17 protein-coding genes are annotated in these 12300 nt (G+C 66.5%); 14 read left to right on the top strand and 3 right to left on the bottom strand.

The features are described from left to right. The first annotated feature begins 19 nt into the window (after nt 1–19). From D5S18_RS19065 to D5S18_RS19115, 11 genes are all read left to right on the top strand, one after another. Nucleotides 20–505 (top strand): MerR family transcriptional regulator, encoded by a 486-nt coding sequence (locus D5S18_RS19065; protein WP_120042424.1) that lies wholly within the window; start codon nt 20–22, stop codon nt 503–505. 343 nt (nt 506–848) lie between these two features. Continuing rightward, nucleotides 849–1571: a DUF4097 family beta strand repeat-containing protein gene (locus D5S18_RS19075; protein ID WP_120042426.1), complete on the top strand. Its 723-nt coding sequence runs from the start codon at nt 849–851 to the stop codon at nt 1569–1571. Nucleotides 1572–1624: 53 nt separating this feature from the next. After that, nucleotides 1625–1933 (top strand): alpha/beta fold hydrolase, encoded by a 309-nt coding sequence (locus D5S18_RS35780; protein ID WP_239003871.1) that lies wholly within the window; start codon nt 1625–1627, stop codon nt 1931–1933. Beyond that, complete coding sequence (locus D5S18_RS19080; protein ID WP_239003872.1) at nt 1900–2415, top strand: alpha/beta fold hydrolase; 516 nt, start codon at nt 1900–1902, stop codon at nt 2413–2415. Before D5S18_RS35780 ends, D5S18_RS19080 begins: the two co-directional genes overlap by 34 nt. After that, the gene (locus D5S18_RS19085; RefSeq protein WP_203236810.1) at nt 2409–2978 is read left to right on the top strand and encodes a MerR family transcriptional regulator; all 570 of its coding nucleotides are present in this window, start codon (nt 2409–2411) and stop codon (nt 2976–2978) included. The genes D5S18_RS19080 and D5S18_RS19085 overlap by 7 nt, the downstream gene beginning before the upstream one ends. 16 nt (nt 2979–2994) lie before the next feature. Next, nucleotides 2995–3168, top strand: coding sequence for a hypothetical protein (locus tag D5S18_RS35380; protein WP_203236811.1), 174 nt, complete (start codon nt 2995–2997; stop codon nt 3166–3168). 96 nt (nt 3169–3264) lie between these two features. After that, nucleotides 3265–4185: an alpha/beta fold hydrolase gene (locus D5S18_RS19090; protein WP_120042853.1), complete on the top strand. Its 921-nt coding sequence runs from the start codon at nt 3265–3267 to the stop codon at nt 4183–4185. Between the two features lie 313 nt (nt 4186–4498). After that, complete coding sequence (locus D5S18_RS19100) at nt 4499–4960, top strand: ester cyclase (protein WP_203236812.1); 462 nt, start codon at nt 4499–4501, stop codon at nt 4958–4960. Continuing rightward, complete coding sequence (locus D5S18_RS19105) at nt 4957–5454, top strand: DUF3237 domain-containing protein (protein ID WP_120042428.1); 498 nt, start codon at nt 4957–4959, stop codon at nt 5452–5454. The genes D5S18_RS19100 and D5S18_RS19105 overlap by 4 nt, the downstream gene beginning before the upstream one ends. Next, entirely contained in the window at nt 5451–6167 is a 717-nt protein-coding gene (locus D5S18_RS19110; protein ID WP_203236813.1) for an aquaporin, read from the top strand. Before D5S18_RS19105 ends, D5S18_RS19110 begins: the two co-directional genes overlap by 4 nt. Next, a complete protein-coding gene (locus tag D5S18_RS19115) occupies nt 6164–6778 on the top strand; it encodes a TetR/AcrR family transcriptional regulator (protein ID WP_120042429.1) in 615 nt (204 codons plus the stop codon). The genes D5S18_RS19110 and D5S18_RS19115 overlap by 4 nt, the downstream gene beginning before the upstream one ends. Here D5S18_RS19115 and D5S18_RS19120 read toward each other — a convergent pair. After that, nucleotides 6775–7644: a CPBP family intramembrane glutamic endopeptidase gene (locus D5S18_RS19120; protein WP_203236814.1), complete on the bottom strand. Its 870-nt coding sequence runs from the start codon at nt 7642–7644 to the stop codon at nt 6775–6777. The genes D5S18_RS19115 and D5S18_RS19120 overlap by 4 nt on opposite strands. A gap of 412 nt (nt 7645–8056) precedes the next feature. Here D5S18_RS19120 and D5S18_RS19125 point away from each other — a divergent pair, with 412 nt between their 5' ends. Then, nucleotides 8057–8515: a hypothetical protein gene (locus tag D5S18_RS19125; RefSeq protein ID WP_147404017.1), complete on the top strand. Its 459-nt coding sequence runs from the start codon at nt 8057–8059 to the stop codon at nt 8513–8515. A gap of 100 nt (nt 8516–8615) precedes the next feature. On the opposite strand, the gene D5S18_RS19130 is transcribed toward D5S18_RS19125, so the two are convergent. Further along, the gene (locus D5S18_RS19130) at nt 8616–9854 is read right to left on the bottom strand and encodes an FAD-dependent oxidoreductase (protein WP_120042431.1); all 1239 of its coding nucleotides are present in this window, start codon (nt 9852–9854) and stop codon (nt 8616–8618) included. A gap of 97 nt (nt 9855–9951) precedes the next feature. Between D5S18_RS19130 and D5S18_RS19135 the strand changes: the two genes are divergently transcribed. Beyond that, nucleotides 9952–10959: a helix-turn-helix transcriptional regulator gene (locus tag D5S18_RS19135; RefSeq protein WP_120042857.1), complete on the top strand. Its 1008-nt coding sequence runs from the start codon at nt 9952–9954 to the stop codon at nt 10957–10959. Here the strand turns inward: D5S18_RS19135 and D5S18_RS19140 are convergent. Next, nucleotides 10950–11807, bottom strand: coding sequence for a phosphotransferase family protein (locus D5S18_RS19140; protein ID WP_120042432.1), 858 nt, complete (start codon nt 11805–11807; stop codon nt 10950–10952). The two genes, D5S18_RS19135 and D5S18_RS19140, sit on opposite strands and share 10 nt — an antisense overlap. A gap of 160 nt (nt 11808–11967) precedes the next feature. On the opposite strand from D5S18_RS19140, the gene D5S18_RS19145 reads away from it, so the two are divergent. Next, on the top strand, nt 11968–12147 hold the full coding sequence (locus D5S18_RS19145; RefSeq protein ID WP_120042433.1) for a hypothetical protein: 180 nt from the start codon (nt 11968–11970) through the stop codon (nt 12145–12147). Nucleotides 12148–12300: the final 153 nt, after the last annotated feature.

A 12300-nucleotide genomic window follows, 5' to 3' on the forward strand; every position in this document is an offset into this window, starting at 1 on the left:
CAACGCTAGAATTTAGAGCGTGCTCGAAGTCAAACCGCAGTCGCCCGAGCCCTGCCGTGAGCCGGGGGTGAGCATCGCCGAGGCCGCCCGCCGCACCGGGGTCAGCGTGCACACCCTGCGCTATTACGAGCGCGCCTGCCTGGTCGTCGCCCCTGTCGACCGCACCCGCAGCGGTCGGCGGCGCTACGGCGAGCTGGATCTGGAATGGATCAATATTTGCACTCGGCTGCGCGCGACCGGCATGCCGATCAAGGTCATTCGTCGCTACGCCGAACTCGTCTCGGCCGGACGAGGAAACGAAACCGAACGTCTGGCCCTGATGGAGTCGCACCGAGCCGAGGTGGTCGCGAAACTCACCGAGATTCAGCAGAACCTGAAGCTCATCGACCACAAGATCGACGTCTACCGCAGTCGCGTCACCGCAGGCGACGCCGACCGGCTATGGGCGCCGCTACGCGATGATCACGCGAATATCCCGGAAGGAATGGACCGCCACCCGGGTTGAGCAGCCGCCGGTCAGGGCGGCCCTGCCGGGATTGATTCGGTTGGATGCTTCCGAGGCGGACACCGACGAGAGGTTGCCGGTCACCGCGCGCAGCGCGCCCAGCAGTGTGGCGACACCGCGAACAGCACCGTGTGCCCGATATCCACCGAAGCCGACTTCGGTCACGCGGATCATGCCTGAGCTAGGCGAAACTGTTGGCGAATGGCACCCGTCGGGTCCCTGAGATATCAATTACCCACCCCTGGGACTACAGTTGTGATTGCTTCCGAATGGGCTGTACTAGCGTGCGGGAGTCGAGACGCTTGCGACAGTCCGGATTTCAGCAACATTCGAAGGGAAACTCATGGGAAACCTGCTGCGTGCGTTGGCGCTCGCCGGATTGGGAACGATCGCCGTCAGCTCTTGCAGCACCGTCCAGCCAACCCACATCGAGGACAGCGCCACCTTGACGCAGCAGATCTCCTCGATTCGGTTGGATATGGAGGCGGGCGGCGTCAACGTCGAGGGTCGTGCGGACGCGGGTCCGGTCGCGTTGAAGCGGAACTTCAGCTACCACGGTGCGAAACCGTCCGATGTCACCTATCGGGTGGAGAACGGGCAGTTGGTGCTCGGCGGTTGCGGCACGGACTGCGCGGTGACCTACACGCTGACGGTTCCGGTGAACCTGCCGGTGAGCGGCTCGACCACCACCGGCGCGATCACGCTCTCGCGGGTCGGCAGCGTGGATGTGTCCACCCACGACGGCCACGTACAACTGGACAACGTCGCCGGTCCGGTGAAAGCCGAGACCTCCAACGGCCGGATCCAGGGGCAGGCGATCAATGGGTCCAAGGTCGAGGCGAAAACCAGCAATGGCAGCATCGATCTGACCCTGGCGGTGGCGCAGGACGTGCGGGCCACAACCTCCAACGGGTCGGTCACTCTCGCCGTACCGAATGGCAACTATCAGGTGTCGGCCGAAACCACGAACGGCCGCAAGAATATTGATGTCCCCAACACCCCGGCAGGCCAGTATCACCTCGATATTCGGACCTCGAATGGTCAGATCACAGTCAAACCCGCCTGATTCGGGCGACAGCCCTTGACCATGACGCAGGGTCAACCTCGCACCATGGGTGCATGAGTAGCGAGGTTGACCGGTTCATGGTTCATCGCGATGGTGTCGCGATAGCGGTTTCGCGCGGTGGGCGGGGAATGCCGCTGGTGCTGTGTCCGGGTTTGGTTTCGACGCAGGCCGAGTTGTACGAACTCATCGGGCTTTTGCGCCGCGACTTCGATGTGGTGAGTCTCGACCTCAGGGGGCATGGTTTGTCGGCGGCGGCCGCGCAGTACTCCTTCACCGCATTCCTCGACGATTTCGTCACTGTGATGACGGAGGTGGCGTCACGCCACCCGTGCTCGTCGGCCACTCCTACGGCGCGGACCTGATCGTGCACTATGCCGCCGAGAATCCGGACGCCGTCCGCGAACTCGTTCTCCTCGATGGGGCCAATCCGATACCGGCGCCGTTCATCACCAGGGCGGATCTGCCGGAATTCCTCGAGTTGTGGGAAAGTTCGTCGACATCGGGTCGGGTTGGATTGTCCGGACGCCAAATCCTCGAGCTCAACCTCGAATTGGATGTGCTCAGGTCCGGAATCGACCTCGATATCGATGTGGTCGGCCCCGGCCTGATCGACCGGTATCGCCGGATCGATATTCCGATCAGCATGATCATGTCGACCTCGATGGCAGGTCACGGTCGTGCGGGGCGGACCGCACGGCACAATCGACTCTGGCATGCGGGGGTCGAGCGACTGGTCCGCGAGCGGCCACAGACGGCCACGACCTGGCTGGATGCCACGCACGCACTGGTCGTCACCCATGCCCGGCAGATCGCCCGAATGATCGCGAGTTCGGTCCGATGCTGACCATCGGCGAATTGGCGTCGCACGCGGGTGTGACGGTGCGCGCGGTGCGGCACTATCACGCGAATGGTCTGCTCCCCGAGCCGGAACGCGACCATTCCGGCTATCGCTGGTACCAGGCGGCCGCCGTGGTCGACCTGATCAAGATCCGGACCCTCGCCGAGGCGGGCGTGCCACTGGCGCGGGAACTGCTCCGCGCCGACTCCGCGGCCATCGCGCAGATCGACGAGCGGCTGCGGGCACAGATCCGACAGCGGGAGCGGCATCGGGAGCGGATCGCCCGCCTCGCGTCCGGCGATCACCTGATCCTGCCGCCGGAAGTCGTCGAATTTCTCGATCGGCTACGGGAATTCGGGGTCGATGAGCGAATCATTCAGGTGGAACGCGATGGTTGGATTCCCTTGGTCGCGCATGCTCCGGAACTGGCCGCGAAATTGATGGCGCGCAAGCGGGCGCAACTCTGCGACGGACCGCTCATCGACTTCTATCGCACCGCAGGGCGGGCCTTCGACCGGGTCGGCGGTGATCCGATTCTGGTCGGGCTCGCCGACGAGTTGTCCGCGTAACTCACGCGCCTGGCCGATGAGCGGGGCCGCAGAATACGTTGGCGGCGATATCGAATCGGCGTTGGTCGAGTTGATCGATACGCTGGCCTTCGACAGCGCGCCGCAGGCACGTCGGCTCGTCGAATTGTTGAGTGCGCGCGGGTGGACAGGGTGGACGGAACTTCGGCGTACGGGAACCATCGCGCTCTGAGTGGGACATGGCCGCCACCATAGTGGTTGCAAATTGAAACCACCCTTGCTACGGTCCTTGCGGTTTTAATTTGCAACCACAGATGTGGAGACCATCGTGATCCAGGACTCGGAAACCTTCGCCGGAACCTTCCCCTTCCCACCCCATTTCACCGACGCACCCGGCTTCCGAATGCACTACGTCGACGAAGGACCCGCGGGTGGCGAAGTCGTGCTGTGTCTACACGGCGAACCGACCTGGGGCTATCTGTTTCGCGACCTGATCCCGGCGCTGAGCGCGACACACCGGGTGGTCGTTCCCGACCACATGGGTTTCGGTAAAAGCGAGACGCCCGGCGAGCGCACCTACTGGCTGCAGGACCACATCGACAACCTCGAGCGGTTCGTCCTGGCCCTGGACCTCACCGACATCACCCTCGTCATGCACGACTTCGGCGGCCCCGTCGGGATGGGTCTGGCCGCCCGGCATCCCGATCGCATCGCGCGGGTCGTTACCACCAACGGCCCGACACCGTTCGGTCAGCCCAACCTGCTCGACCGCATCACCGCGAACGCGGGCAGCGCGCCGTGGTTCCGGTGGATCGCCGAAGCCCATGCCGGCGGCAGCCTCGAGCCGATACTGGAACGGCTCGGCTACAACATCCTGAGCACCTTGAAACTCAACGGTTTCGAGAACAACGCGATCATCACCGACCCTTGGCTCGCGGCCTACGCCGCACCCTTCGCGACACCCGCCGACTGCCTCGGCGCCATCGGCTGGGCCAAAGGATTCGCCACCGAGGCTCACCGGTTCGAGACACCCGACGCGTCGGCCGAGCGATCGATCCGCAGCAAACCCGCGCTCGCGATCTGGGGCGAAGCCGACCGCACGCTCCAGGCCGAACACTTCTTGCCACTGTTCACCGCGATCTTTCCCGCAGCGTCCATCGAGCGCTTGCCGGGCGTGGGTCACTACTGTCTCGAAGACGCTCCGGCCGCTGTCGCACAGTTGATCGCCGATTTCCTTCGACGAACGTAACGACGCGTCACCTTCGGGGTGTGGCCGTTTCGATATTCCAGGTCACCGCTTCGTCGGTGAGGAAGTCGAGGAACGAGAGAGGGTCGAACGTTTGCGCGGGCGTGAGGGTCCCGTGCGGTTGGTGGCCCGCGACCCAGACGACGGGCGGCTTCGGTCGGCGATGTCGCATTCCTACCCGCACCGTGACCACGGCCTCGAGAGTGTGGGCGATCCGAACAGCGTGTGACGGTCGCGCGGCAGCTTGATTAATACATGCGGCCGTATGTATTCTTTGTCTGTCGGTATTCGACAGAAGAGCTACCAGAGGATCACCATGGACACCCACCGCATGTTCGAGCTGGCCCAAGCGTTGGCTGTCGCCAAGAGCAGGCAGGACCTCCCCGCGGCGCTGCGGCTGCTGCATCCGGACATGATGCTGGAAAGCCCGGCATTCGGGACCACGGCTCGCGGTTCGGCGGCGAACGAGCGGGCGCTGGCGCGATTCTTCGCGTCCTTCCCGGACTATCAGGTCGAACTGGCAGGCCACGCCGACAACGGCGAGACGCTGGTCTGCTGGGGCGCTGCTCGGATGACCATGACCGGCAACAGATTCGGCGTCACCCCGAACGGCATGCGCGCGGAGGTGCCGGTATTCATCGCATTCACATTCGCGGACGACCTGATCGCCAGTGAACGGTTTTTCTTCGACCTTTCTGTTCTGTATACCCAGTCCGGGGTTTCCACCGATGCGGTGCGCCGCACCCTGTTCGGCGAGCTTGATCGAGCCCTGCGGTGACCGCCGATTCGCGCATCAGGTATGTCGAAACCACCGGCACCGCAGCACTTTTCGACATCGTAGTGGACCTGAACGTCCCATTGGGCTTCGGCGAGCACGGCCCGCTGGGTCGCCGTGTGCTCTACGGCGCCGCGGGCGGATCGTTCGAGGGTCCGCGGCTGCGGGGCGATGTGGTCGCGGGCGGCGGCGACTGGGCGCTGTTCCGCCCCAACGGCACCATGATGCTCGATGTCCGCCTGACGCTGCGCACCGACGATGACGAGTTGCTGTACATGACCTATCAGGGCCGCTGGGTGGTCCCCGCGGATGTCCGTGCCGAGATGGTCGACCCGACCACCCGACACCGAATCGACCCGGCGCGCTACTACTTCCGCACGAACCCGCTGTTCGAGACCGGATCCACCCGCTACGCCTGGCTCAACGACGTCGTCGCGATCGGAACGGGATACCTGGTGGACGGTGGCGTCGCCTACCACGTCGAGCGAGTGCTGTGAGCAGCGCACCGAGCGCGCCTGCGGCGCCGCGACTGTCGCTGCCGCGACGCTTGGCCGCCGAAGGATTGGGCACCGGATTCCTGCTCGCAGCCATCGTCGGTTCGGGCATCCTCGGCGAACGACTCGCGGACGGCAATATGGCCATCGCTTTGCTGGTGAACGCGTTGGCCACCGCGGCAGCGTTGTTCACGCTGATCGAATGGTTCGCCCCCGTGTCGGGCGCGCATTTCAATCCGGTGATCACCGCGGCCCTGACCGTTCGGGGTGATCTCTCCGCACGCACCGCCCTGGCCTATGTGCCCGCGCAGATGGGCGGTGCCGTCGGCGGCGTGGCCCTGGCGGAGTTGATGTTCGGCGAACCGGTTTGGTCATGGTCGACCCGCCCGCGGCACGGGGCGACGCAGTTGCTCGGCGAAGTGGTCTCGACATTCGGCCTGGTTGGTGTCGTATGGGTCTGCACGCGCACCCGCCCCACAGCGGTGGCAGGCATCGTCGCCGCCTACATTGGCGGCGGATTCTGGTTCACCCCAACAGACTTCGCCAATCCGGCGGTGACGATCGCCCGTGCGGCGACCGATACCTTCTCCGGCATCCGTCCGGCCGACGTGCCCGGATTCGTGCTCGCCGAAGTCGCCGGGGTCATCGTGGCTATCCTCGTATTCGGCTGGCTCCTGCCCGCCTCCCCGAGTACCGAGAGGCCGCCGCGTCGATGACCGAACACACCCCGTCCAACTCCGACCCGACCACCGATGGGCGGCGGCAGCGGGGGGCTCGGTCGCGGCAGATCATCACCCGGCACGCGGTGGATGTCGCGTCGCTGGACGGGCTCGGCGGGCTCAGTTTCGGACGTCTCGCCGAGGACCTCGATATCAGCAAAGCGGGAATTCAGACGCTGTTCGGCACCAAACAGCGTCTCCAGTTGAGCACTGTCGAAACCGCCAGGATGGTCTTCATCGACGCGGTCATACGCCCGGCGGAGGAGGCATCGGAAGGGGTCCCCCTGGTGCGTGCCCTCCTCGAACACTGGATCACCTACGTCGCGAAACCACTGTTTCCCGGCGGCTGCTTCTGGAACGCCAATCTCGCGGAGTTCGACAGCCACCCCGGACCGGTCCGCGACGCGCTGATGCGGCAGCGTCGCGACTGGCTCAACCTGCTGGCCGGGCAACTCGAACGCGCCGCGCTCCCGGAAACCGACCTGACCGTCTTCCAACTCGACGCCGCCCTCAACGCCACCAACACCGCGCTGCGGCTCGGCGAATCCGACGGTGTCGAGAAACTGCGCCGCGTAATCGACGGTCTCCTGCCCGAATCCATCCCCTAGTGTCGAGGCACTCGGCCTGCTGCGGGTGGTCGGTCCGGAGACGGCGCATCGAAGCCACCGCTGATATCGGCCTCCCGCAATGGTTTTCCCTGGATGGCCCGAAGACGTCCGGTCGCGACGATCCAGCAGGCCGCCAAGGCCAGCGGGATGGTCGCGACCAAGGTGATGGACATCGATGTCGAATCCGGCAGGACCTGACCGACCAGCAGGAACAAGACCATGTTGTTGCCCGCGTGGGCCAGACTGGCAGTCCAAATGCTGCCGGTGCTCTGGTACAGCCAGGCGAGGATCACCTCCTGAAACAGGATCGACACTGTCCACACCAGCAGACCCAGCAGGGGATTCCCGAATTCGACGTAGCCGAAGAAGGCGAGCGGGTAGTGCCAGACAGCCCAGATCAGTGCCGTCGCCCCGACCGACAGCAGTGGTCGGTCGGGGAACAGGCGCGGTCGAAGGTAGCCTGTCCACCCGAATTCCTCGCCCCAGTAGATCGGGATGAGCGGAATGACCATCGCCATCAATATGGGTGTGGTCACCCACGGGGTCATCGTCGTGCGCGAGCCTGCCGCCGCGGCGGCCGCGACTCCTGTCACGGCGAACAGCAGCGGGCCGAGCCATGCCATCAGAAAGTAGCGCCGGTTCTTCCGAAACCGTAGGGCGAGACCGGCATCGGCGAACCCCTCTTTCGTCACCCACCTGCGGACGACCACCGCGACCAGAGCCGGCGCCAATCCGAAGGGCAACTGTACCAACGGATTGACCAGAGAAAGCTGCAAAACCTCTGCGGCGCAGTACATCCAGGTCCAGGAAATCCCGAACGTCGCGATGAGGAATACCGCGACACCCTTTTTGTGTGCGATAGGCAAGTGAACTCCTGTTCGTGTGGCAAACGGACATGCCAACGTTAGGAATCGCGGGCCGCGCGTCCGAGCGGGCGAACACCCCTCTTTCCGGTAGTGCCTGCCACACCTCGCGAACCTGCCGAACGCGCGCACGCGGTACGCAGCCGTTCGCCGGGCACCCGCACGGGATATTTCATGGGATCTTTACGGAATCGATTGCGCAACAGTGATGGTCGACACAATAGGCTCTTGGACAAGCGACCGGAAGTTTGCTATAAATTTGCCGACGGGGTTGTGCAGGGCGGCCAACGACGTTCGCCGGTCATTGGATGTGCGCCGAGCGGATATGAAACGGCGACGACGCCGCAGCGGATAGTCGTGACGAGCACGCTGCGTGATCGGCACCGAGGCGGTGTCGAAGGTGAAGGGGGTTGTGGTGCGAGGGTTCAGGTGGACCAGGCGGGATTCGGCGCGGGAGCGCTCGACGCTGATGCGCGGCGCGGCCGTCTGGGTCGCGGTGCCTGTCGTTCTCTGTGCGATAGCGCCCACCGCGACCGCGTCGATACAGTCGTGCGCCCCCGAGATCTGCCCGACGCAAACCACTGCGACGCAGCATGATTCCGAGCACAGCGACACCCTCACCCCGACCAGTTGGCTACTGCTCGGCATGCTCGCGCTCGGCGGGGCGGGTGGGGTCGCGCTGGGGATGCGCGGTCAGCCGCGCCGCGCCGAGCACTACCAACTCACCCGCCCGGCCGATGCCCGTATCGAAGGACCCGCCGTCGTGGCGTCGCTGCGCACCAGCGGCCGCACCGCCGCGGCCGCTTTGATCGAACGGTATCTCGGCAACGACCTACCCGGCGGCTCCATGCCGACCGGTCCGGGATCCACATAGACGATCCGCGACGGCCACAGCCATTTTCGCGATATCCCCGGTCACGCCCGGCGGATCATCGCATCAGCGCCAGGATTTCGGGACGCGGCGGCGTGGCGGGTCAACGCCGCAGCCTGGCTGCCGCGGCCAGAATCGGGGTGCTCACCGTCGTGGCCGCGGCGCCGAGCGCGGTGTCGGTGGCCAGGATCCACCGGACGGTCTTCATCGCCATCGTGAGAACTTCGCTGCCACGCCGTCGCATACCGGCCTCGAAATCCCGGACGGCGTCGGTGAGGGCGGTGGCGCCGTTGGCGGCGGCGCTGATGTGCTCGACCAGGTCGGCGGCGTCGCGGATGGCCGCACCCGCCCCCATTCCGGCGGTGGGCGGTGTCGCGTGGACAGCGTCGCCGAGGGCGGTGATCCGACCCGCGGCCCACGGCGCGAGATCGTCCGCGCGGGTGGAGGCGGCGTTGAAGCGGAACCCGGCCAGGCTGTGCGGGTCGGCCCTGGCGATGACCTCGAGCGTGTGCTCGGCCCAGCGGCGCTCGCGGAACAGGCCGAGCAGCGCGGCCTGCAGCTCGCCGCCCCGCAGGTCACGCAGAGAATCGCGGACCGCGGATTCGGGGAACATGGCGCCCCAGATGTAGGTCGGGCCGGTGGTGATCGACATTCGCAGGTCGGGGGCGTCGAGCGCGGCGTTGCCGACCGGGTCGAGAAACCCGATATACAGCGCGGCCCCGCGCGGGCCGATCGCCGTCCCCGATCGTGGTTTAAGCCGCTGCCGCTCGCCGGGGCCGAGGTCGCGCAGGAGGGTGCGACCGCAGAATCCGATGATGCCCGCCGGACTGTTGGTCGGGCCGCCCGCCAGGTGGCGGGCGACCATCGAGTGGGCGCCGTCCGCGCCCACCACCAAATCGGCCGAGATCGGCGCCGCATCGGTGAACAGAACCTGCGGCGCGCCATGGTCGTCGTGACCGACGCCGGACGCGACGCGTCCCAGGTGCAGGTCATCGCCGACCGCTTCGGCCAGCAGTGTCCGCAGGGTGATCCGGTCGACGTCGATGCTGTCACTGCCACTCAGATCCGGTCCGTAACCGAGCAGCCTGCCGCGGCGGTCCCAGAACGCGTCCCGCTCGCGCAGCCGCAGCGCCGAACCCGAGGCCAGCAACCGCCGCATGATCTGCGGTTCCACCAGATCTGTCAGCGCCGACTGCGCCCGCTCATCCAGGGTGATGTGATAGCCGCCCGTCGCCGCTACATCGATGTCGCGGTCGAATACGGCGACCTCGAACCCCCGGCGACGCAGCCCCGCCCCCAACGCAAGCCCACCTATTCCCCCGCCTACCACGACTACCCGCATACCCGACCGTCCTCTCCGTCACTGCGTGTTCGAAACAGACCCCACCCTGACAGCAGTAGTGGACATCGAGCGGCCACTACCGAATCATGATGGGACGATGGCGAATACCTCCCATCGGGCGCTGCGACTGCTGTCCCTGCTCGGCACAGGCAGACTGTGGTCGCTGCGCGAACTCGCGACCCGGCTCGGGGCAGGCGAGCGCACCGTCCGCCGCGACATCGAAACCCTCCGCCGACTCGACTACCCGATCACCACCATCCACGGCCCCGACGGCGGCTACCGGCTGGGCGCCGGAAAGACCCTGCCGCCACTGCTGTTCGACCATGACCAAGCCCTCGCGATCGCGGTGGCCCTGCAAACCGCGCCCGGCACGATGTTCGGCCTCGGCGACGACGCCGCGCGGGCACTGGCCACGCTGCACCAGGTCATGCCGCCCGCGCTGCGGGCATCCATGGAATCCCTGCGCCTGACCCGGTTGCAGAACTACTGGGAGTTCCCCGCACCCCCGATCGACCCGGCAGCCCTCACCACCGTCGGCACCGCGGTGCGCCACCGGCGCCTACTCGTCACCGAGATGCTGCGTGCCGACGGCACCCGCCCCGAACCCGGTGACCCCGACTTCTTGCCCGCCCACCGCATCGAACCCCATCACCTGGTTGTCTGGGCCGCCCGGTGGTACCTGGTCGCCTACGATCGCACCGATCGCCAATGGCGCGTGCACCGCGTCGACCGACTGCACCCCCGCCCCACCACCCAGCACTTCTCCGCCCGCCCGCTGCCCGACGACAACCTCGCCCACTTCGTGATGAGCACCCACGACCGCGGCGACAGCCCCGCCGCCTGGCCACACACCGGCACCGCCCGGCTCGACCTGCCCGCTCACATCGTGGCCCGCTGGGCGCCGGGAGGTTCCGTCGTGGAATACCTCGACACCGAGCACTGCCGACTCACGCTCGGCGCCTGGTCCTGGGCGGGCATCGCGGGCATCCTCGCCACCTTCGACACCGGGATCACCGAACTCCACCCACCCGAACTCGTCGACGCATGCCGCCGCATCGCCCACAGATTGGCCGAAGGTGGCCACAGGCCGCCTGTTCAGCGGTAGTTCGCCAGGCCGTCCGACAATTCCTCCGCGTCGCCGTCCCGGTGGGCGGCGAGGGCCTGCTGCAAAGCGAAGGTGCCGCGGATCGCGGCGATGCGGGCGGTCATTTCGTCATCCGCCCAGCCACCCAATGCGCGTACCCGCCGCAGCATCGGATCGCCGTGGCCCGCGCCGAGGGCCGCGAGGTCCTCGGCCGGATCGCCGAGTGTGACTTCGTCCCAGTCGACCACACCGCTCAGGCGCGGAGATCCGTCGATGTTCTCCCACAGGACATTCTCGGGGCCGAGGTCGCCGTGCACCACGGCCGCGGTGCGGTGCGGAAGGTCTTCGACGGCAATGAGTTCCTGTTCGGCTCGTCGACGCCCTCCTGCGGAGATCAGTCCGAACAGTTCGGTGCGGACATCCGCCGCGAACCGCCGCCACCGGCCTTCCGGAGCGGGCAGGGCGGCGCGCACTCTGTCATCGGCGCCGGCTGTGACCAGACCGGTCAACAGTTCGACGTACTGGCCCGCGACCACATCGGCCGCACGGGGATCATCGAGCACCTCAGCCGCCAAAGGTGTTCCGGGAACACGGCTCAACACCAGGAACGGCGGTTCGCCGACGCGGTCCGCGCTGCCTTCCTCCAGCGGTTCCGGCGTACGGAATCCGAGGTCGAATCCGGCGAGGACACGCAGGACGGCCGCGCGCTGCGGGAGCCGGGCCGCGGCCGCTTCGGTGCGGGGCAGGCACACGACGCGATCCGAACCGAGCACCACCAGATGGAACTGTCCCTCCCGGACGGCCAGATGCTCCGGTTCGGTCTCCGGGAACAAGCGGCGCAACAGATCTCGATGCCGTAGCAGCGCCATCTCCAAGGCAAACCTCTCTCGTCGCCGATTCGTTCATCTCCCCGGCCGTATCGGGGCGTTGACCGACGCGACACCGAAGTCGCGTTCGTCGAGGTCGCGGAAACACGAAACCGCCGTGGACAGAACACTTTAGCGCTCAGGCTGCCGTCCGAAAGTACCCGTGCCGCTGCGCCCACTGCGCGACCTCGAAGTCCTGCGTATCGCACTGAAGGTCGCGGGCCAAACCACAGGCGCGGATTCGGGCATTTGGGATTCGGTGACCGGCGGCGCGGATGACGCGCTGCTGGAGGTTCAGGGTTTGATCCAGCAGGTCATGCTCGCGGCCTCGCAGGTCGCCTAGATCGGGTCGGACCGGCAGTTGGATGCCGCCACCCGCATCCTCACCGGCACCCGCAAGCAGCTGTATCAACTGCTCGCCGAGGGCGATTCGGCGGAGTAGGTGCCCGACCTTCGCGTGTTCCTGTCGTACGCTTGCGTTTTCGAATAGCGGACG

Source organism: Nocardia panacis, assembly GCF_003598715.1.
GTDB classification, from domain to species: domain Bacteria; phylum Actinomycetota; class Actinomycetes; order Mycobacteriales; family Mycobacteriaceae; genus Nocardia; species Nocardia panacis.

Bases quoted from the DNA above. Each gene is read 5' to 3' on its own strand.
- D5S18_RS19100 (WP_203236812.1), top strand. From the start codon at position 4,499: ATGGACACCCACCGCATGTTCGAGCTGGCCCAAGCGTTGGCTGTCGCC.
- D5S18_RS19115 (WP_120042429.1), top strand. From the start codon at position 6,164: ATGACCGAACACACCCCGTCCAACTCCGACCCGACCACCGATGGGCGG.
- D5S18_RS19130 (WP_120042431.1), bottom strand. From the start codon at position 9,854: ATGCGGGTAGTCGTGGTAGGCGGGGGAATAGGTGGGCTTGCGTTGGGG.
- D5S18_RS19075 (WP_120042426.1), top strand. From the start codon at position 849: ATGGGAAACCTGCTGCGTGCGTTGGCGCTCGCCGGATTGGGAACGATC.
- D5S18_RS35780 (WP_239003871.1), top strand. From the start codon at position 1,625: ATGAGTAGCGAGGTTGACCGGTTCATGGTTCATCGCGATGGTGTCGCG.
- D5S18_RS19085 (WP_203236810.1), top strand. From the start codon at position 2,409: ATGCTGACCATCGGCGAATTGGCGTCGCACGCGGGTGTGACGGTGCGC.
- D5S18_RS35380 (WP_203236811.1), top strand. From the start codon at position 2,995: ATGAGCGGGGCCGCAGAATACGTTGGCGGCGATATCGAATCGGCGTTG.
- D5S18_RS19140 (WP_120042432.1), bottom strand. From the start codon at position 11,807: ATGGCGCTGCTACGGCATCGAGATCTGTTGCGCCGCTTGTTCCCGGAG.
- D5S18_RS19135 (WP_120042857.1), top strand. From the start codon at position 9,952: ATGGCGAATACCTCCCATCGGGCGCTGCGACTGCTGTCCCTGCTCGGC.